21 protein-coding genes are annotated in these 20383 nt (G+C 55.4%); 8 read left to right on the top strand and 13 right to left on the bottom strand.

What is annotated here, in order from left to right; genetic code table 11:
* Window positions 1-42: 42 nt before the first annotated feature.
* The 5 genes from ABF979_RS10730 to ABF979_RS10710 are packed head-to-tail and all read right to left on the bottom strand — an operon-like array spanning window position 43 to window position 4103.
* The gene (locus ABF979_RS10730; protein ID WP_064275090.1) at window positions 43-546 is read right to left on the bottom strand and encodes a molybdenum cofactor biosynthesis protein MoaE; all 504 of its coding nucleotides are present in this window, start codon (window positions 544-546) and stop codon (window positions 43-45) included.
* Window positions 543-1370: a MoaD family protein gene (locus ABF979_RS10725; protein ID WP_415559709.1), complete on the bottom strand. Its 828-nt coding sequence runs from the start codon at window positions 1368-1370 to the stop codon at window positions 543-545. Before ABF979_RS10725 ends, ABF979_RS10730 begins: the two co-directional genes overlap by 4 nt.
* Entirely contained in the window at window positions 1367-1849 is a 483-nt protein-coding gene (gene moaC, locus ABF979_RS10720) for a cyclic pyranopterin monophosphate synthase MoaC (protein ID WP_415559707.1), read from the bottom strand. The genes ABF979_RS10725 and moaC overlap by 4 nt, the downstream gene beginning before the upstream one ends.
* Window positions 1850-1867: 18 nt before the next feature.
* Complete coding sequence (moaA, locus tag ABF979_RS10715) at window positions 1868-2905, bottom strand: GTP 3',8-cyclase MoaA (RefSeq protein WP_415559717.1); 1038 nt, start codon at window positions 2903-2905, stop codon at window positions 1868-1870.
* A complete protein-coding gene (locus ABF979_RS10710) occupies window positions 2895-4103 on the bottom strand; it encodes a molybdopterin molybdotransferase MoeA (protein WP_415559705.1) in 1209 nt (402 codons plus the stop codon). The genes moaA and ABF979_RS10710 overlap by 11 nt, the downstream gene beginning before the upstream one ends.
* Window positions 4104-4236: 133 nt before the next feature.
* Here ABF979_RS10710 and ABF979_RS10705 point away from each other — a divergent pair, with 133 nt between their 5' ends.
* Together ABF979_RS10705 and ABF979_RS10700 are read left to right on the top strand one after the other, a co-directional pair.
* Window positions 4237-5202: an XdhC family protein gene (locus ABF979_RS10705; RefSeq protein ID WP_415559703.1), complete on the top strand. Its 966-nt coding sequence runs from the start codon at window positions 4237-4239 to the stop codon at window positions 5200-5202.
* A complete protein-coding gene (locus tag ABF979_RS10700) occupies window positions 5202-5792 on the top strand; it encodes a nucleotidyltransferase family protein (protein ID WP_415559701.1) in 591 nt (196 codons plus the stop codon). Before ABF979_RS10705 ends, ABF979_RS10700 begins: the two co-directional genes overlap by 1 nt.
* Window positions 5793-5801: 9 nt before the next feature.
* Here ABF979_RS10700 and ABF979_RS10695 read toward each other — a convergent pair whose 3' ends face one another.
* The 4 genes from ABF979_RS10695 to ABF979_RS10680 all read right to left on the bottom strand — a co-directional run bounded on the left by ABF979_RS10695 (window position 5802) and on the right by ABF979_RS10680 (window position 10903).
* Window positions 5802-7223 (bottom strand): mannose-1-phosphate guanylyltransferase/mannose-6-phosphate isomerase, encoded by a 1422-nt coding sequence (locus ABF979_RS10695; RefSeq protein WP_202207760.1) that lies wholly within the window; start codon window positions 7221-7223, stop codon window positions 5802-5804.
* A gap of 332 nt (window positions 7224-7555) precedes the next feature.
* Window positions 7556-8491 (bottom strand): DMT family transporter, encoded by a 936-nt coding sequence (locus ABF979_RS10690; protein WP_415559699.1) that lies wholly within the window; start codon window positions 8489-8491, stop codon window positions 7556-7558.
* A gap of 94 nt (window positions 8492-8585) precedes the next feature.
* Window positions 8586-9491: an SDR family oxidoreductase gene (locus ABF979_RS10685; RefSeq protein WP_415559697.1), complete on the bottom strand. Its 906-nt coding sequence runs from the start codon at window positions 9489-9491 to the stop codon at window positions 8586-8588.
* Entirely contained in the window at window positions 9488-10903 is a 1416-nt protein-coding gene (locus ABF979_RS10680) for a hypothetical protein (RefSeq protein ID WP_415559695.1), read from the bottom strand. The genes ABF979_RS10685 and ABF979_RS10680 overlap by 4 nt, the downstream gene beginning before the upstream one ends.
* 325 nt (window positions 10904-11228) lie before the next feature.
* Here ABF979_RS10680 and rplM point away from each other — a divergent pair, with 325 nt between their 5' ends.
* The 3 genes from rplM (at window position 11229) to ABF979_RS10665 (ending at window position 13473) form a co-directional block, all read left to right on the top strand.
* On the top strand, window positions 11229-11702 hold the full coding sequence (rplM, locus tag ABF979_RS10675) for a 50S ribosomal protein L13 (RefSeq protein WP_046901116.1): 474 nt from the start codon (window positions 11229-11231) through the stop codon (window positions 11700-11702).
* Window positions 11703-11711: 9 nt separating this feature from the next.
* Window positions 11712-12203: a 30S ribosomal protein S9 gene (gene rpsI, locus ABF979_RS10670; protein WP_415559694.1), complete on the top strand. Its 492-nt coding sequence runs from the start codon at window positions 11712-11714 to the stop codon at window positions 12201-12203.
* A 190-nt stretch (window positions 12204-12393) separates the two neighbouring features.
* Window positions 12394-13473 (top strand): branched-chain amino acid aminotransferase, encoded by a 1080-nt coding sequence (locus tag ABF979_RS10665; protein ID WP_046901115.1) that lies wholly within the window; start codon window positions 12394-12396, stop codon window positions 13471-13473.
* 462 nt (window positions 13474-13935) lie between these two features.
* Here ABF979_RS10665 and ABF979_RS10660 read toward each other — a convergent pair whose 3' ends face one another.
* Both ABF979_RS10660 and ABF979_RS10655 read right to left on the bottom strand, forming a co-directional pair.
* Window positions 13936-14304: a hypothetical protein gene (locus tag ABF979_RS10660; RefSeq protein WP_415559692.1), complete on the bottom strand. Its 369-nt coding sequence runs from the start codon at window positions 14302-14304 to the stop codon at window positions 13936-13938.
* A gap of 277 nt (window positions 14305-14581) precedes the next feature.
* The gene (locus ABF979_RS10655) at window positions 14582-15310 is read right to left on the bottom strand and encodes a recombinase family protein (RefSeq protein ID WP_415559690.1); all 729 of its coding nucleotides are present in this window, start codon (window positions 15308-15310) and stop codon (window positions 14582-14584) included.
* 389 nt (window positions 15311-15699) lie between these two features.
* Between ABF979_RS10655 and ABF979_RS10650 the strand changes: the two genes are divergently transcribed.
* From ABF979_RS10650 to ABF979_RS10640, 3 genes are all read left to right on the top strand, one after another.
* A complete protein-coding gene (locus ABF979_RS10650; protein ID WP_415559688.1) occupies window positions 15700-16437 on the top strand; it encodes a BRO family protein in 738 nt (245 codons plus the stop codon).
* Between the two features lie 401 nt (window positions 16438-16838).
* On the top strand, window positions 16839-17444 hold the full coding sequence (locus ABF979_RS10645) for a hypothetical protein (RefSeq protein WP_415559686.1): 606 nt from the start codon (window positions 16839-16841) through the stop codon (window positions 17442-17444).
* Window positions 17441-18178 (top strand): hypothetical protein, encoded by a 738-nt coding sequence (locus tag ABF979_RS10640; RefSeq protein WP_415559684.1) that lies wholly within the window; start codon window positions 17441-17443, stop codon window positions 18176-18178. Before ABF979_RS10645 ends, ABF979_RS10640 begins: the two co-directional genes overlap by 4 nt.
* Window positions 18179-18371: 193 nt before the next feature.
* On the opposite strand, the gene ABF979_RS10635 is transcribed toward ABF979_RS10640, so the two are convergent.
* Together ABF979_RS10635 and ABF979_RS10630 are read right to left on the bottom strand one after the other, a co-directional pair.
* Window positions 18372-18773: a hypothetical protein gene (locus ABF979_RS10635; RefSeq protein ID WP_415559683.1), complete on the bottom strand. Its 402-nt coding sequence runs from the start codon at window positions 18771-18773 to the stop codon at window positions 18372-18374.
* Between the two features lie 9 nt (window positions 18774-18782).
* A complete protein-coding gene (locus tag ABF979_RS10630; protein ID WP_415559681.1) occupies window positions 18783-20216 on the bottom strand; it encodes a hypothetical protein in 1434 nt (477 codons plus the stop codon).
* Window positions 20217-20383 lie beyond the last annotated feature (167 nt).

Raw genomic sequence — 20383 nt, 5'->3', positions numbered from 1 at the left:
AGAATGCCCGGCAAGAGTCAGACGTACTCGCCAGGAAATAGATCAGTGCTTGTGACCGCAAGACCCATGATCGTGATGATGATGATCGTGCCCGTGATCGTCATCGCTTATCCGGGGAGCGACCTGACAGTGATGGCAGGCCACCCATTCGGCGTCACCATCCAGATAATGCTCTTTCTTCCAGACGGGCACCCGGTGCTTGATCTCGTCGATGATATAACGACAGGCCCGGAACGCCGCATCGCGATGAGGCGCAGACACGCCGATCCAGACGGCAACATCCCCAACCCGTAGTGTTCCCGTCCGGTGCATGGCGACAGCATGGCTGATTTCAAATCGAGCCAATGCTTCTTCAATAATCCGCGCACCCTCTTTTTCTGCGAGAGCAGCGTAGGATTCATATTCCAGACCATCCACTGGACGGCCCTCGTTGCTATTGCGAACCCAGCCTTCAAAAGTGCAGAAGCCACCAGCTTCAGCCAGATGTAAGCCCTCTCGCAGCATGTTCAGATCGACTGGCGCATCAGCCATCAGAAAATGGGTCATCCGCCCGTCACCGGCGGAATGAACACAACGTGGTCCCCGCTCTTCAGAGGCTGCGTCCAAGGTGCGAAATCTCCATTCAAGGCGACCCGCAGGCGATCAGCCTCAAACGGAAAGCCATATTTTTCTTTCAATTGCTCATAAAGCGGGCCAACGGTTCCGAAATGCGTTTCCACAGTTTCGGTCTTCTGCCCTGCGAGTTCACGCATCTGAGCAAAATATTCCACATCGAGGCGGATCATCTGTCCTCCCAATCGCCGTGAGACGCTTGCACGCTCTTCCGGAGTATTGATGTTATCCAGAGCACCAACTGTCTGCGGAGAAAGCAGTAGCGTCCGGCTATTGATAAGAAGCTTGCGAGGGCATTTCCGCCCCCCTTCGACCTGACGCGCCAGAGCGTCCAGCGCTTCCGGCTCCCAGATCGCACAGAGAGGTTCTGGCAGCCCATCATGTTCACTGCGATAGGCTACCGCAACATGCTGATCATCCCGGGCAGCAATCAGAGCTTCAAGCGTAACCTGATCAAGAAGCGGCAGATCACACGCCAGAACCAACCAGGCGGCCTCTGGGCAAGCCTGATGCGCGGACAGGAGGCCCGCAGCGGGACCGTCTACTGTGACCGCGTCAACAATCTGAGGAAACTGCGCCCGCAGCGGGTCCTCTTTCTGTACCGGACGCACGGAAACAAAACAGCGCTCAACAAGGGGAGAGAGCGCCTCAAACCCAACCTGCAACTGGGGCGCTCCGTGATAGGACAGTTCAGCCTTGTCCTGCCCCATCCGAGCACTGACGCCACCCGCCAGAACCAGACCGTAAAGCGGCCTCATGCTTCAATCCGCTGGAAGTCACGCTTTCCACCGGCCTTCCCCATAAGCTTCACTTCGCGAATGACCATGTCATGAGACAGAGCCTTACACATGTCATAGATCGTCAGAGCAGCAACGGAGGCACCCGTCAGGGCTTCCATTTCCACGCCTGTCTTGCCCAGGCAGGACACGCGGCAGTCGATGACAGCTTCATCGCCCTCCATCGTGATTTCCACACGACATCCGTTCAGGGATAGGGGATGACACAGCGGAATCAACTGGGACGTCGCTTTCACACCCATGACACCCGCAATCTGAGCAACAGTCAAAACCGCGCCCTTCTTGGTCATGAATCCGGCATCACTTAGCGTCTGCGCAACGTCCCGGGGAAAGAGAACACGGGCCTGAGCATGAGCCGTGCGGTCTGTCACGGTCTTACCGCTTACATCCACCATGCGCGGATCTTCACCACGTTCATCAACATGAGTGAGCGTTTTCATCCGTCCTGACCTCCCGATCTAACCACCGATATAATTCATTTCTATCCGACGTTTCGTCGGAGATACCTCACCGGCGGTTCGTTCTTCACTGTACCTGTCGGTACGCATCCGCCACACCGAAGCCAGACGTTCGCGTAAAGCCTCTTCATCCGCCCCGCTGCGAAGAAGTGACCGCAGGTCTGTCCCTTCCGAAGCGAAAAGGCACGTATAGATCTGCCCGTCCGACGACAGCCGCGCCCGTGAACAATCCCCACAGAACGGAGCGGTGACGGAAGAAATGAACCCAATCTCTCCCGCACCATCCTGATACCGATACCGACGCGCAACCTCACCCTGATACTGCGCGCCTAATGGCTCAAGCGGCCAGAGAGCATTCAACCGCTCGACCAGTTCGCGGGACGGGACGACTTCACCCAGTTCCCAGTGATTCCGCGTGCCCACGTCCATATATTCAATAAAGCGCACAATGACGCCTGTATGACGAAAGCGGGCGGCAAGAGCCTCCACACCATCATCATTTACACCTCGCTGCACGACGGTGTTCAGCTTGACACCACCGGGGAATGACAACGCCTGTGCATTTTCGATCGCACGTAGCACCGGCTCCAGCTGCGCCCTACCACCGCTCATTCGTGCAAACACAGCCGGATCAAGACTATCCAGGCTCACGGTAATGCGCCCCAGCCCCGCATCTTTCAGGGACTGCGCGTGACGATCAAGCAGAACACCATTGGTCGTAAGTGCCACATCTTCGACGCCCGGTATCTCCACCAGTCTGCGAACCAGAGATACCAAATCAGGCCGAAGGAGAGGCTCGCCGCCCGTCAGGCGCAACTTGGTCACGCCTAGGGAAACCGCCGCCCGTGCCACCTGAACGATCTCGTCAAAGCTCAGACGTTCTTTAGGCTCCAGAAAGCGGAAATGTTCATGATACGTGGCTTCCGGCATGCAGTAAGGGCACCGGAAATTACAACGGTCCATCACCGAAATCCGCAAATCGTGCAGAGGACGATTGAACCGGTCCCGAACAAATCTGTCAGTCGTGCTACCAGCCATGGAACACAGCATATGAGCCCGCAGACGCAATGCCCTCTCCGGCGGCCAGCTCTACAAATCCATCGGTTGCCGCGAGAAAACTGAAATCACCGGATGTCGGCATCGGATAGGGTGTGGCCAATGCCTGTCCCGAGCCATCATGCTGAACACGAACAGGCAGATAACGGGTCAATGTTGAAGCGCGTGCAGCATCGGCTTCCAGCTTCACGGTATAGGTTTCTGGCCGAGCCACACCCTGCCCTGCCAAAAGCATGGGAATGACATACCGTGTAGCACAGCAGGTTGCCGAGACAGGATTGCCGGGCAAACCAAAAACGCGCTGTCCCTCAGGGCCAACACCAAACCAGAGCGGCTTGCCCGGCCGTTGCGCGACCTTATGGAAAACCCGCTCCACACCCAGTTTCATCAAAGCTTTGGGCACATGATCGAACTGCCCCATCGAGACGCCACCACTCAGGATTAACACCTCATGTCGGGCAAGCTGCTTTTCCAGAGCCAGCATGGTTTCAGCCAGATCATCGGGGACAACAGAGCGTTCAAGGCGAGTAAACCCTCTGGACGCCAGCGCTCCTGTCAGGGCGTATTCATTTGAACGGCGAATTTCCCAACTCTGAACCGTCGAGCCGACATCGACCAGTTCATCGCCCGTGGAAATAATCCCGATCGAAGGCACGCTGGACACTTCAACGGTCGGATATCCATTTCCTGCCAGCACGGCCAAAGCCGGTCCATTCAGACGCAAGCCTGGCTTCAGGAGTTCATGTCCCGCCTTGCAGTCTGAGCCCTTCAGATGGATGAACTGGCCTTTCTGCGGCTCGTACCCCGCCTCAAAGTGCACCCGCTGACCGTCCCGGATCAATCGCTCGACGGGGACAACGGTATCCGCCCCTTCCGGCAAGACAGCTCCCGTCATGACATCAAGGCAGGTCGCCCCATCGGGCAAAGGCCGCGCGGGCACCCCAGCACGCTGCACGCCATGACAACCCAGCACTACGCCTGTGCCGTAGCGATAGGCCATACCATCCATCATGACCCGGTCATAAGGAGGCTGATCACGTTCGGCATGGACGCTCTGTTGCAGGATGCGGCCGGAAGCCTCGGCCAACGGAACGTGTTCTGTTCCAAAATGACCTGCATATCCGAGGACGAGGTCCACGGCTTGTGCGACGCTCAGGAGTTCGACCAATTTCTGCTCCATTGATGATCCGTGCCGGAGTCCGTTCCTGCCGATATAGACCCAATGCGGTCCTGATCAACTCCCCAGCGTGACAGGCTATGTCACAAGCGCATTTGGGATTAGTCTCATGGTCCCATAAAGGAAAGGATATTTCATGATTGGGTCGGACGGGCTTGTTCCTCTTCCCCAGTGGCCAGACTATGGCCTGACAGACGATCTCCTCCCTTACCTGGAGATATGGCTGGCACAGGGGAAAGAGGTAGCCCTTGCTACGCTGGTGTCAATCACCGGATCGTCTCCTCGCCCCCTTGGCAGTGAAATGGCCATTTCCAGTGCGGGAGACGTGCAAGGCTATGTGTCTGGCGGATGCGTGGAAGCAGCGGTGGCCGCAGTAGCCCTGCAATGCCTGAAAGACCGCCAGCCCAGATCTCTGGATTATGGCGCAGGCAGCCCGGTTCTGGATATTCAATTAACCTGTGGTGGCAGGATTGGCATTTTCGTTCGGCCCATTGCGAACCTTGCCGCTTATGTTGTTGCGCTCCGTCAGGCGAGAGAAGCCCGTCAGGCCATCATCGTCCAAACTGATCTCGAAACCGGCGAGATGCAGGTTTCGCCTTCAGCTGTGCAAACCCAAGGTAATCTGTTCGTGCGGCGACATATGCCACCGATTCGACTGATTGTCGCAGGGGGAGATCCGGTGACACTGGCTCTTTTAAAGCTAGCCCCTCAGTTCGGGGTTGAGCCTTTCTTGCTGCGCCCACTGGGTCCTGCGCTTCCGCCGGAAGGATTGGCGCCGGAGTGCTACGATCGTCGCTATCTGGACGAGGCTCTGCATGATTTGCGCCTGGATGCCTGGAGTGCAGTTTACGCTCTGACCCACGATGCTCACACTGATCTGGCCATTGCCTCGAAGGCCCTGAAATCCGACGCCTTCTGCGTTGGGATTCTGGGCAGCCGACGCAAAATCTCCAACCGGCTTGCTGCATTACACGCAGCCGGCGTCACTGAAGAAGATCTGGAGAAACTGCACCTGCCCGCAGGGATGGACATCAACGCACGTAATCCAATGCAGATCGCTCTGTCCATTTTGTCCCAGATCACAGCGAACCGCCCAGCATAATGCCTCATGACGCAGTTCTTCTCGCCGCGGGCGGCAGCACGAGACTGAAGCGTCCCAAGCAGTTGCTCACCCGTCAGGGCACACCGCTTGTCCGGTACGTTGCAGAACTTCTCTTGAGCACATCTCCGGACCGATTGGTCATCATCACCGGAGGCTCCGCCGAAGCCGTCGCTTTAGCCCTTCACGGGCTCCCTGTGGACATATGCTACAACCCGCTTTGGAACACCGGTTTGGCGAGTTCCATTCAATGCGCAGCACGAGCTTTGAGTAGACGGGACAGGTCAATTCTCATCGCGGGAACAGACCAGCCGAGGCTATCTCTGCCACACCTGCTCCGGCTGAGGGACACCCTCCCAGCCAATGCGAATGTCGTCACACAGTACAAAAAAGGCGCGATGGGGATCCCGGTTCGCATGTCTGCCACCACATTAGCCAAGGCCCCCGAACTCAGTGGGGACAAGGGATTTCGGGACCTGTGGGCAGACCTACCACCAAAAAAAATCGAGGACCCCGAATTGCTCGAAGACCTCGATACTCCTGATCAAATGGCCGAAGCCGTCAAGGCAGGGTGGATTGATCCGCCTACCTGACGTCTCAGATCAGCTTCGTGCGTATACGTCTTCGATACGAACGATATCATCTTCCCCAAGATAAGGACCGGACTGAACTTCAATCAGGGTCAAAGGGATCTTGCCCGGATTTTCCAACCGGTGCACACAGCCCAACGGCAGATAGATGCTTTCGTTTTCACGAACCATCACCAGGTCCTCATCCCGTGTCACCATAGCGGTTCCACCAACAACAACCCAGTGCTCCGCACGATGAAAGTGTTTCTGCAATGAGAGCTTTGCCCCTGGCTCCACCACGATGCGCTTGACCTGGAAACGGTCCGCCTGAATGAGGCTTTCATAGAAGCCCCATGGACGATAGCACCGGTTATGCGCGACCGCTTCCTTGCGCCCTGCCTGTACCAGGCGGGTTACCATATGCTTCACGTCCTGAGCGCGATCGCGATGCGAGACCATGACCGCATCCGGTGTCACCACCACAATCAGATCATCCACACCCGCAACGGTGGCAATGATACCATCAGAGCGGACGTAACAGTTCCGCGCATCGTCCAGGAAAACGTCACCAAAGGTTGCATTTCCCTCAGCGTCCTTGGGCGTCAGGTCCCAGAGAGCATCCCAGCTTCCGATGTCCGACCACCCGAAATTGCCCGGAACGACTGCCGCAAGCTTGGTACGTTCTGCAATGGCATAATCAACAGAGATATCAGGCGCAGCTGCAAAGCTTTCTTCTTCCAGCCGTTCGAAATCCATATCCGTATGGCGCTTGCGAACTGCTTCCCCGACGGTTTCGTAAATCCGTGGCTCGTATTGTTCCGTCTCTTTCAGGAATACGCTGGCCTTTGCAAAGAACATACCCGAGTTCCAGAGATATTTCTCGGACTGAATGAGTTCTTCGGCTTGGGCAGGCTGCGGTTTCTCAATGAAACGGGACACGCCATAAACGCCCTGTACATCGGCAAGCTCGGAGCCAACTTCAATGTACCCGTACCCCGTCTCGGGGCGCGTCGGTTTCATTCCAAACGTCACGATCCGACCCGCATCAGCAGCCTTCAGGGCATTTTTCAAAGACTCCTGAAGCGCTTTCTCATCAGTAATCGCAGCGTCGGCCGCCATGATCCAGAGAATGGCATCCGGGTTCTGCTCTGCAACCATGAAAGCAGCAGCCGCGATGGCAGGGGCTGAATTCCGGCCGACCGGCTCGAGAACGATTTTCGGCTTCCGAATTCCAGCATCGCGCAGTTGTTCGGCGACGATGAAACGATGCTCCGAATTACAGATCACGACCGGATCGGCAAAGCCTGCGGCCCGGCCGCGCAGGGCCGTTTCCTGAATGAGGGTCTTGTCGCTAAGCAGGGGCCAGAACTGCTTCGGATAGCTCTTGCGGGAAACCGGCCAGAGGCGGCTTCCGGACCCACCAGACAGAATCACTGGGACGACGTTCTGAACCATGAAGCAGATATTCTTCCATCAGTTGATGAAGTAGCCACGCACGTCCGCAGCCATATTTGCAGACGATTTTACAGAGGCTGAGGAGCGTTGCCAATCGCACCACACGTGAAGAACGCTGAAGATGCCCGAAAGTCCATACGGTCACAACGCGACAAAAATAAGATCAAAAAATCAAAAATTGAAACAGCGCCAAACATCGACGTTTTACGTACAGAAGGGAAAAGCCTCTAATTCTGACGAACAACATCTCTTATATAGAAAACATACGTTTCTTCAGTGCTGCCAGCTCCTGTGATACATCTTAACACCGCCCGAAACATACAATTATCCTCTCAACCAGCTTCAACGGGCGGGCGAGAAGATGGATGATGTCTTTGCCAGTGCTCTTCCAACGCCAATCGTTCGTAATGAAGCTTCTGTCGCATCCAGTGCAGCATGCCAGAAAGTGTCACGATAACGATGCCCACGAACGTCCAGTTATCCAGAGGCTGATGGAAAAGGAGGTAGCTGAATGCAACCGCCCAAAGCATCTGACTGTACTGGGGCAAGGCAACCCGGTTAGCCGGTGCCAGAGCCGTTGCCATCATCATGAAGAGCTGACCAAGAGCCGCCAGGAAGCCGTATCCGAACAGAAGCGCCCAGTTTCCAGCACCATGTGGCCAGGTGGCGTGCGCCAGCATCAAAAGACCATCGCCGACCAAGGGACCAAACAGACTTGATCCGAACAGGGACAGCCGGGCGCTCTGATTGCCTGCCAGTCGGTAGGCAATCACACTGGCAGCGTTGGCCATTGCTGCGATCACGGCACAGAGGTGGCCAAGATGAAATGCCCGAACGCCTGGCCGCAGAACGATCAGGACCCCGAGGAATCCCACACCGACTGAGAGCCAGGTCCACCCTGAGACCTTTTCTTTCAGAATTCCGACGGAAATCAGGGTCACGAAAAATGGCATCAGAAACATAAGCGACAGTGCTTCTGGCATCGGCAGCAGCATAAAAGCCATGACACTGGAAGCCGTGGACACAAATGTCGCAAACGCACGCAACAGCCACATGGACGGGCGATCCGTCGCGAAAATATCGGCGTAAGATTCCTGCGGTTTCCTGATGAAGGGCAGGATCAGAAACCCAAAAACACCGCCAGAAAAAGCAACTTCAAATGGGTCCAGTTGCCCGGCAAGGCCTTTGGAACAGGCATCGCTGATGGAAAAAAGAGCAAAGGCTGCGAAAGACAACATCATGCCTGATGAGAGGAACTTCAGATTCATCCGATGAGTCTCCACGCATTCCGGACCGTCATTATGGCCCGCAGACTATGGAGACCTCATCGCCCTCGCAGTCAATGTGACAAAATATCAAAAATTAGGCTGCATAATCCTGATGAGCAGGCGGCACAGCCAAAAGATGCTGTAGCCCAACCTCCAACGGCATCGGGTTAACGCCCAGGCGATCCTTCATCGGAGCAATGTCGAAGTCCTTGTCTTCCAACAGACGCCGAATCTCTTCTGGCGCAATTGTGGGCAGCTTCGGAACGTGACGCATGATGTGAGCAGCGGCGATCAGAAACCACGCAGGAAGCGAGATGATCGGGCGCCCACCCAGGCCTGAAAAATAGAGAATCATCCGAACAAATGTCCGGTAAGGAACAGCATTCGGGCCGGCAATGACAAAAACCTCTGGCCCGCTGACTTTTCCACCCAGAATCAGATCAATGGCTGCAATAACGCAGCGCGTGACATCCTGCTGATTGATGGGTTGAACCAGCGAACGTCCACCACCTGGAAGCGGAACAATCGGCAGGCGCTCAAGAAGGCGCGCAAGCCGCTGCACATTGTCCTCTCCTTGAGCACCATAAATCATCGTCGGGTGCAGGAGAATGGAAGGACGGCCATCTGCCTTGAGGGCCGCTTCACCTGCCAGCACTCCACGACCATGATCATCCAGCCAACGTGTAAACTTGCGGGTGCTGCCAAGGGCAACAACCGGCGCGCTTGTCGCAACCAGAATGGCTGGAAGATGACGCGCATGAGCTGTATTCACGACAACGTCCGCCTGCTCCAAAGCGATTGGAAGAGCAACCGGATCTGTCAGATCGGCCTGCCTTACAGCTGTGCACATCTCTGCAAGATCAGGAGCCAGTTTTCCTCGGCTCCGCACGACAGCGATGACACTGTGCCCCTGATTAATCAGCTGACGACAGAGCGCCGAGCCTGAACGACCACTGGCGCCAATAACGCAGATCGTAGACGTACTGGCGCTTTGCTTCACTGGACTGTCACCTTGAGGTTGTCAGGCGACATCAAGGTCATGGCTGCCGTAGGCGACGATGCTATGGCGGCCAATGCCGTCAGCGTGAGAGGCGGCTTCGGACTCAAAGTGATCGACAGGGTCCGATTATTGGGGGTCGCAAAATAATCAGGCAGAGCCGCCAAAGCGGGATACGGGGACAGCCCCATCTCCATTCCCTGCGCGAGAACAGTTCTTGCCTGATCCTGAGCTGCACCGTCCAGAGGACGTCCTGCATTCAGGGACGGAAGAGATTGGACCAGGCGATCACCATGCAAAGTGAGGGTCACTTGCGCCAGCTGAATGGCATCATGCGGATTTTTGACTGTTCCAACCTTGAGCTGCTGATCCGAAGGACCAAGCAAATTCATGGTGAAGTGAGCTTCAGTAAAATCTGGAACGTTCAAAACACCCTGAACGTGCAGATCACCGGTCTGAGCGCTCCGCTCCTGTGTATATTTCAGGGTCGACGAATGCCCATCAATATGGACTGGCACCTTGTCGCCTGAAGAGTGCGTATGGAACCCCTCGCCTTCAAAAACTGTCGTGTCTTTGCCGCTTTTACGCGTTCCCGTGCCGATCAGCGTGTCCATGCTGAACGTTCTGTCTGCTGAAATAATCTGCGCACCGCTCAGCTTCATGCTTTCAAGAGGTGGCAGGGCATAGGCGGCCCCCTCATTTCCCGCCTGCTCGTAGGCAATCCGGGTAGCGAGTTCAGGCTGGCGGAGCTGGAAGTTTTTCAAAGACATCTGCACCGACATGGCACGAGGCGTTCCGTCAGGCTGAAGCGTTGTACGCGACGCAATGGCAAGGCCGTTCTGGATAATGACCGTTGTCGTACGCCCTGGGCCGTAACCATTAATCTGAATGGAGTCAGACGTCAGACTATTGAAGTGCATGCTGTTCGGCTGAAGAACCTGTGAAAGGTTCTGCGCCGACAGATGATCAATATAACCGCGTTCCAGATTGAGATGACCAAGATCAAGCGACTCCAGACCGCTTTTCCCTGCCGGAGGCGGCGGCGTCACCAGATGGTTCAGGGTCACGGAGTGAGCCCGGATAACCGCCGTCGGTGTTTGAAGAGACGGGTCAACCATATCCATATGAGACAACGTCAGACCACCGTCCGGTGTCGGAATAGGGTGACCAAGGCGTAAGGTCCGCGCCCGGAATGTCATGTTGCCATTCTGAAGGACGACGTCTGTCAGGAGCGCTCCACGGGCCAGAATGGCGGGGCGTGCGGCGGAATAGCTCAGGGTTGCCCCAACAGGGAGGGAGGCACGGAACCGGGAAATCCCCCGATCAAGCGCGACAGAGGCTGCGTGATGGATACCAATCGCGCTCATTCCTGCGATGACTGCGAGCAGGCTCGTTGTGAGCCAAGGGCGTTTCACGTTGTTTTTCCTGTTTTTCATCGACACCCGGGACAGGAAGATGCGGTCCCTGAATTGAGTGCAGGATACCATTCCGGGCGCTCGGGGCAAATCAGCTATCAAAAAATTACGGTATTATGGTACCTCATACCCTAAAATGGCCGGAAACCGGGCCGAATCAGCCATCATGATTCCAAAAGATGACTTGACGGAAAGGCGCGAGCCCGCAATAAGGCCGCACCTGATCCGCTTTCCAGACAGCGTCATCCTCTCCTGAGGGTGTCTCTGTTCATGAGAGCGCCATCCACGGCGCGGCCCTGTCGCGCCCCAAGCTGGAATGTCACTAATGAAGACCACACGTTCGCTGAAGCCGGCGGAGGTGACGAAGAACTGGGTGCTGATCGACGCCGAAGGGCTCGTTCTCGGCCGTCTCGCCACCATCATCGCTACTCGTCTCCGCGGCAAGCACAAGCCGCAGTTCACCCCGCACGTCGACTGCGGTGACAACATTGTTGTCATCAACGCAGAAAAGATCGCTCTGACGGGTAACAAGTTCGGCCAGAAGCTCTTCCATTACCACACGGGTCATCCGGGTGGCATCAAGGAGCGCACCATCACGCAGCGTCTCACGGGCAAGAACCCGGGTCACGTTGTCGAGAAGGCTGTTGAGCGCATGATCACGCGCGGCCCGCTGCAGCGTGCTCAGATGAAGCACCTTTATGTTTACGCTGGTTCCGAGCACCCGCATGACGGCCAGAAGCCTGTCAAGCTGGACGTGGCTGCCCTGAACCGCAAGAACACAATCTCACACGAGTCGTAAGGCCTGACCATGTCCGAGACCCAAGAGCGCACCGGCACGCTGCAGGACCTTGCGAGCGTTGCTCCTGCCGTTACCTCCAACGCTGCCCCGGTTCACGAAGTCAAGCGTGACGCCCAGGGCCGTTCCTACGCAACCGGCCGTCGTAAGGACGCCGTGGCCCGCGTATGGATCAAGCCTGGCAAGGGTGACATCATCGTCAACGGCCGTCCGGTCACGACGTATTTTGCCCGTCCGGTTCTGCGCATGCTTCTGACGCAGCCGTTCCTGATCGCTGACCGCTACAACCAGTTCGACGTGTATTGCACAGTCGCTGGTGGTGGTCTGTCCGGCCAGGCTGGTGCAGTTCGTCACGGTATCTCCCGTGCACTGACGCACTACGAGCCGAGCCTGCGCGGCATCCTGAAGGCTGCTGGCTTCCTGACGCGTGACAGCCGTATTGTCGAGCGTAAGAAGTACGGCCGTGCGAAGGCACGTCGTTCCTTCCAGTTCTCGAAGCGCTGATCCGTCAGCTTTTCGAAGCTTTGGAGAAACCCCGGTCACTCTGTGGCCGGGGTTTTTTCATGCCTGAGGCGCAAACTTTAATTTCTATCAGAAAGTAAATTTGGAAATAATATTTCCCTATCGCCTCTCCCCAACTCCTGTGGCAGAGTGCCCCGCACGTTTATCAGAGTAGCTTGCGGAAGTTCTTTTCATGACGACCTTCACTATTGAAAAAACCGAAACCCCGATGGACCCGGCTCATCGCGCGCAGCTTCTTGTCAGCCCGGCTTTCGGTCGCGTTTTCACTGATCATATGGCGACCATTCGCTATACGAGCGAAAAAGGCTGGCACGACGCAAAAATTACAGCGCGCCGCCCCTTGAGCATCGACCCGGCATCCACAGTCCTGCACTACGGACAGGAAATTTTCGAGGGCATGAAAGCCTACCGGGAAGCTGATGGTCATATCGCGACGTTCCGTCCGCAAGCCAACGCAGCCCGTTTCGCAGCCTCCGCCCGCCGGATGGGCATGGCTGAGCTACCCGAAGACCTTTTCATTCAGGCCGTTGATGAACTTGTCCGTATCGACCAGGACTGGGTTCCGGCTGGTGAAGGACAAAGCCTTTATCTTCGCCCCTTCATGATCTCCAATGAGGTGTTCCTCGGCGTAAAGCCTGCAAGCGAATACCTGTTCATTGTCATCGCCTGCCCGGTAGGCGCCTATTTCAGCGCAGGCTGCGTTTCTGTCTGGGTTTCTGAGTTCTACACCCGAGCAGCGATTGGTGGCACGGGCGAAGCCAAGTGCGGCGGCAACTATGCCGGCAGCCTTGTTGCTCAGGCCGAAGCCAAGGAGAAAGGCTGCGATCAGGTTCTGTTCCTCGATGCCCGTGAACGCCGCTACGTTGAAGAAATGGGCGGCATGAACGTGATGTTCGTGCGCAACGACGGCAAGATCGTCACGCCTCCCCTCGGAGGCACCATTCTACGCGGCATCACCCGTGACAGCCTGATCAGACTGGCTGCCGACAATGGCATCGAAGTCATCGAAGAACCCGTTGAAATCGACGAGATCTTCACAGGAGCCGCATCCGGGAAATACACCGAAGCCTTCGCCTGCGGCACTGCTGCGGTGCTTTCACCCGTTGGCAAGCTGGTTCGTCCTTCCGGAGAAGCCGTGTTTGGCGACGGCGAGACGCCGGGTCCGGTAGCAACCAAACTGAAGAAAATTTTGACCGATCTTCAGGGCGGCCGCACCAATGATGCCCATGGCTGGGTGCATCGCATCGTCTGACGACAAAAAACTCCTGTCAGTTCAATACTGACAGGAGTTTTTACAGCTTTGACAACCACAGATCAGGCTTTTAGCTTCTGATCGGCATCAAATACGGATTGCGCAGTCACACGTCCGAAAGAACGCACCCAAACCCGTAATGGGCTTTAGTCATGCAATATTTTTAAGAGAGATTGCTGGGGCGAATGACGGGGATCGAACCCGCGACAACCGGTACCACAAACCGGCGCTCTTTTCCTCAACAAATCAAAGAGTTATCTCTTTAGAACCTTATGTGACGCTGCGTCAGTGACGCTCAATCATGCCTTTGAAGATCATTGCAAGGTCTCCGCTTGTTAGCAAGTCAGATGTCTAATCTTGCCCTGCTGGGCTTCATAAGTGAGGCCGATTTTATTCAGTGAAGAGCCATTCCCCACTGACAATTGAGGCACACATGAACTTCCTGTAATCTTTAGTGGTCTCTCAGGCACCCAATGGCCGCACCAAGGACCGGACAACGCCCTCACCTGCTTCCGTGAGTTTCCAGACCGTGGTGCCCTTCTCCGGGCCCTCGCATTTCGCCACCAAAGCCACCTGTCGAGGCTTCCCGTGATCCAGACCCGCAAGGTTCGCCAGAAGGCCATGCACACGGGCCTTATCGGTCTGTATGAGGAAACCATAGTGCCGTGAACGCATCATGGGCTCTGCATGGACATGAAGGAGCAATTCCAGATGGCGCACGTTCAAGCCCGCATCACCTTCCTGTCTGGACGCGGCAATGGTCTGGAAGGCTCCTGCAAGACACTGGGCTGCCTGTGTGGTGTGGACTGTTTCAGGAATGTGCAATGTCATTTTCATTTGCGTTGGCGATGTCACGCGGGCAAGGAATCAGATTTAGCAGTCCAGTACAAGCGGAAATTGTATGGCTATCATTCTATAATGGCCTTTAGATTCAGCCTCTAACGGACCTCATGCATAGTCAGATGACTGCCGTTTTCTTCGGACGTGCTCTGAGAGATTCATAGATGCCCTGAAACAGCCCTCATGCCCTTCTCTGGCACCCAGCACTGACGGGGCGCTCTATCGGCCTGTACGGATTCCTGTGAGTCTCTCTATGGATGCCTGAAGGTTATGAAGCAGCCAGAACCCGAGACACGGTAGCAGCAGTCCACGTCCCACCTTTGGAAGTTCTGATGCCCTGCTCTGTCATGCGCTCTGCAATCTGGCGAAGGCTCATGCCCTCCTCCCGTAGCCCGGCGACCATTGGACCAATGCTTGCACGGAACGCCTCAGCAGCCTTCTGACGTGCTTCTATGGACAGTCTGTAGTCCACCTTGCGAGCGCCGGGCCGATAGCCACCCAACTTCTGGCCACGTGCTTTTGCTTCAGCAAGCGCAGCCTTGGTCCGTGCAGAGATAGCTTCTCGCTCCTGCTGGGCGACGAGAGCCATAATCCCGACTGTCAGGCGGTTAGCGTTGGGCATGTCTGCTGCAATGAAGTCTATCCCGGCCTTCTCCAGTCCAAGAAGGAAATGGGCGTCACGACTGAGACGGTCGAGCTTTGCAATCAGCAGGACGGCACCCGTCAGACGGCAACGCTCCATCGCCTCGGCAAGCTTGGGCCGTTCATTATTCTTCCCGCTCTCAATCTCCGTGAAGGATGCAAGCTCTCGTCCGCCTGTCTGAGCCACATGGAGCGCAACGGCTCTCTGCTGAGCCTCGATACCAAGCCCTGAAGCGCCTTGACGGGCTGTGGAGACACGGAAGTAGCTGACGAAGAGTGGGCCGTGGTGGTCATGTCGTCCTGTGTTCGCTGAATGTGAACCCTCGTTGACATTGGTGATACACTCCCAGCGCAAGCATGACTCGTGCAGTTTCGGAATCCCTTCAGACCGAGCGATTCCTGAAATGCATAGCTGCAAACTGGCCCAAATTCTGTCCGCAAAATACGCCTTCGCGTAACAGGCTAGAACCCGCAGAAAACTGCCAAAAACAGCGGTTTTCTTGGATATAATACTCATCTCAGCAGAACTGCCCCCCTGCACACCACAGGATGCTGACATGGTTTTTCAAGAGGCAGGACACAGTTTTCGGTAACGAAAGCTATGCTGTGTGTCTGCAAGAACACGCCCATGAGCACGTCCAAAAGACAGGCGGCCTCACCTGTACTGATGAAGGTCCAGCTTCAAAAGAAGACCTTAACTGAACCCCAAGTAATCCCCTCAGAAATACGAATAGGATCAAAGCAATGAACGCTCTAGTTGCGCCTTCAGTACACGAGTTCATCAACAGCACAGGTATGGCCTTCAAGGTCCGTGCAGCAGTTCACAATGGTAAAAAGTGGTTTGTCCTTGTGGACGTGGCGGCTGCCCTTGGCCTGTCTTCTACAAACAACATTCCTAGAGTTGTCAGTCGGGAGGACCGTATCTCTCTCTCACGGAAAGAGGGAGATGACGTTATCCGTCTCCTGGGAATGTCGAAAGCTCCTCAGCTCTCTTTTGTGAATGAGAGTGGTCTCTATCGTCTCATCCTCCGTTGCGACAAACCTGATGCCCGCCCGTTCCAGGACTGGGTGACGAAGGTTGTCCTCCCCACGATCCGCAAGGAAGGCGTTTATGTCCGTGGTGAAGAGAAGATCGAGACCGCCGAAAGTGTGGACGAACTGGAGGCCCTTCAGGAGCAAATGCTGGCCCTCGCTGCCCGCAAGGAGGCGGTGCTCGCTGAACGCCTGAAGGCAGCCGAAGCCAAGGTGGTCGAAATGCAGCCCAAGGCTTCCGCATATGACCTCATTTTTGACCAAGACGGCCTTGTTCGCCTCTCTGAAGTCCAGAAGGCAATCCGGGTGCGCGATACACGCATCAACCTGAACGCAATGACGCCTGACCTGATCCGCATGGGCTGGCTCTATCAGGGGGAAACTGGAGTCCCAACGGGCCACCGCGAGGGCATGACGCGGTTCCGGGTTCGGTTCCAATTTGAGGGCTAAACCCCACGTTGTTTTGTTGTTCGATCCAGACGAGCGGCGTGGACATTTTCAACGCTTGCGGGTCCCATTTTAGGCACCAATGCGAAGCCGAAACGTAACAAGCAATAAACCGCATAATACAGCCAAAAACTGAGCATTTCTGGATATAATACCCATCTCAGAGAAACTGCCCCAAGCAGGCGAGGAAAGGGCACCCCATGACTGGCGTGTGCGTAAGGCCGAATCTCTGAACGATCCCAGACATTTATGAGAAATCTCTGGATATAAAGCCCACCTCAGCAGAACTGCCCAGACCATGGCCCACAGAGGTGGTCCCGGAGTACACGGCCAGTTCTGTCATTCAAGGGCGGCTCATTATGAGCCCCATCAAATCCCAAAACATAAATCAGGAGAATAATACCATGTCTAATTCACATGACGATCAAGCACGTCCACAGACAAGCAAAACACCAGAGCGCAAGTCCACACGCAAACCCAGATCAGACAAGGGCGTTCCAAGAGGCCAGTGCATTCCCCGTACAGAGACCAGAGGCACCTACAAAGGCGACCATTGGGAAATCCCCCTGACTGGCACACATGGGAAAGGAGAAGTCCTTAAGATTGACCCGGAGGACTACGCACTCTTGATGGAAATGTCCGATACAGGAACGCTAACAAATGTGGTTCGCGGGGGTGGTGGCAATGCTAACGTTCATCTCAGAGGCCGCAAAGCAGCGGCTTTCGCTGGCTATTCAAATCCCAAGCATCTGCTTCCCATCACCCGTCTTCTTGCAGGGGAAACCCACGGAGGTCGCGCTATCATCCATATTAACGGGAACCCCTTTGACCATCGTCGTGCCAATCTCTGCACTGAGGTCACAGCCAAGAAGACCAGACACCCCATTAATTGGGAGGATGCTGAATACAAGCGGGAGAAACGGATGGAGGTGGTCAGGGGCGTGAGCAAGCCCGGCGACATCAGCCCTTCTGCCAATGATAACGGTACAGAAATCCATCTAGCCGTTTGAATCTCTCACCCGTTGAAGTCCGTCTCCGTCTTTCGATCATGGATTTGATCCGAGACGGGCGGACCACATTGGCAGAAGCCCAGACCGCCCTTTATCTGGATGATCCCAAGCTAGTCGCAGAGGTTCGCCAGACCGTCATGGAAAGCCTCTGGGCTCAGTCATGGTTAATCATGGGCAAGGCGTCCGCAGGCGATGACCTGCCGGTCCTTAATGAACCTGAGGGCGCTCTATCAAAGAAGCACAAGCACCACTCCACCCATCCGAAACCACAGCGTCGTGAACGTGGCCTCACAATCTCCCAAATGGCTACAGAGGCATCCTTGTGGACTGCAAAAGGTCCCGACAAGACAACTCTCTACCGGCTCCTTGAGGCCCATGGATGGCTCAAGCGGGCTCCTTTTGGCCGTGAACAGTCCCGCTGGTTCGTATCAGACGAAGCCGTGAAAGAGGGATATGGGCAGACCGTTGATCCTTCCAATCTCCACAGCATCAAACTCAGTGGTGGCAAGAAGTCCTTCCCGTTTCCGGTCTTCTATGAGGACAAGGTGAAGGATGTTCTGTGGACGCTGGGCTGGGACATGATCTTGATGGCCGTGGATGCCTTGGAGGGCAAGAAGGCCCGTCTAGCATGGCTAATGGATCACCACAGTTATCTCCCAAACAAAACGATAGCAGACCTTTCGGGAATGGGAATTGCTACGGTCGAGCGCAAGAGACGCCAAAATGATGGCTAGTAGTTATATATAGGAAAGGAGACTATTAGAGACCAAGCTTCACCATAAACAGATAAAATGATGGTTATTAGTTATATATAGAAACCATTGCTGTCAGACCTTCTTGGTGATGCGGACATCAAACCTCTCAGTGTCCCTTTATCAAAAGGGCGGTGGCAAACCGCATAAACAAGACACCCTTAAAGAAAACCGATCACCTTGTTATGCCCAGATCATCTCGCATCGCCTTTTTCATGTCCTCATGTGCCACTTGACGGCCCTGACGATCATCATTGGTCATGACTATTCGGCTAATGGCGTCTCGTACACTTTCAGAGGCGACCAATTCACATCTCATCTGCCAATAAGCAAATTGCTTTCCAGCGTCTTCTGTCCCTCCAACGGCAGCCTTATGGTACGCCTCTAATAGTCCGACATAAGGTGTCTGCTTCTCCTGAAAACGACGCTTGTCCTGCTTCCCTTTTTGGGTGAGCCATGACTGGATAACAGCAGTCACAATAGACCCAACCCCAAAGGCGGTTAGCAAGGAAACTATCTCGGTGATTTGAGAGCTATTCATAACGAAAAGAAGACACTGTCCGGAAACGAACAGCAAGACACCAATTCAAATTGCCTCTCGGACCGCCTCAGGTATCCCCTTCTCCATCATGCCGCACACAGCTCGACTGTACAGGCCCCATCCAAGGTCCTTAGCGGTATAAGTATTCGAGCCCAGCGCCATGGGCTTGTGTCCGATCAAATGATCTCTCACCAGTTCAGAGCACTCAGACACCCCATTGGCCAAAGCCGTTGCCATGAAGGTGGCGAAGCATCGCCTTGTACTATGGAAATCTGTCGGGCTGTCCTTACCCAGAATGGCCTGTCTGAAGGTCGCAAACCGCTTGGACAGATAGTGCCCATGCTTCTCATCACGTCCGCCGGGCACACATTCAGGAAACAACAGAGCATCCTGTCTGGCCCCATGAGGCAATGCTTTCAGACGCCTCTCCACAATCGCTCTGGCAATGGGGTGAAGTGGTATCTGTCTAAGAGCGCTCTTGGTCTTGCCCACATCAGCCGTCACTCTGATGCCCCAGAGCACGTCTGGCCTCTCGGACTGGATCACACGTCCCACGGTCAGGCTGGCTAACTCATTCTGTCGGGCTCCTGTAAGAAGACCCAGACGGAAGATGTCATGAATTGCCGATCCCCATTTCCCATTGCGGTTAGTCTGAGGGTCGGCGGATAGCAAAGCCAATAGCTCAGCTTCAGTGAAGGGCCTCTTCTCACCATTTGGCTTCAAGGTCTTCTCCGCACGCCTCTTGAGGCCACGAGCGGCTCCTTGCCATGGATTGGGACCGTCCATAAGCCCAGCGTCAGAAGACCAGTCCCAAAAGGACTTGAGACAGGAAAGACGGAAACCGGCTGTCAGCGGTTGGATGCCTTTGGTCTGGATCATCCATTCCCGGAAGCCTGAGACTTCCCGCTTGGTCACATCAGAAAGCCTGAGAGACAGAACATGGGCCATTGGATCACCTGTCTCCTGCCCCAGAAGGAACTCTCCCAAATACCTCAAAGATAGCTTGTGACGATCTAGAAGTTCGTTCGTGACCTGTCCGTCTAGCTCTCGATGCCATCGGGTTAGCAGAACGCCCAAGCACTCAGGCTCTTCCTGTCTCTGCCACCTCTCTAAAGCTCGCCGTTTAGGTGTCTTTGTCATAATGGCATCAGCAGAAGAGGGCCGAACACAAGCCTTATTGGCGGTAGCTAGAGGTAGCTCACCGTTAGAAGCATCACTGGACCACTGAGGAATCCACCCAGAGCCCAGCGGCTCCATATCGGCTTCCTGAAGGACCTGATTAAGATGATTGCGGATTGCTGAAATGGCCGCATCTCGACGCCTCAGGGCCTCGAAACGACATTGCGTCCCGAGTGTCCGCACGATGTCTCTACGGCGTCCTGTGGTGGACCCTGTGGCCTTGCCAACGTCAAACCAACGATCTTTGGGAATGATGAAGCGAACGCAATATGTGCGTCCACGAAGGGTCAAATGGTGCATGGTCAGAAGCCCTTGGGTGATCCAAAAGGCATGACGCTCGACCCATGACGCAGCGTTAGGACCCAGAAGATTTCCGGAGAGCTAACTCATTGATTTTGCTTGGGAATGGAACGCTGGGGCGAATGACGGGGATCGAACCCGCGACAACCGGTACCACAAACCGGCGC

Source organism: Gluconobacter sp., assembly GCF_047723935.1.
In the GTDB taxonomy this organism is placed as follows: domain Bacteria; phylum Pseudomonadota; class Alphaproteobacteria; order Acetobacterales; family Acetobacteraceae; genus Gluconobacter.
The sequence above is the reverse complement of the archived record's forward strand: the minus strand, read 5'-3'. Positions and strand labels throughout refer to the sequence as shown.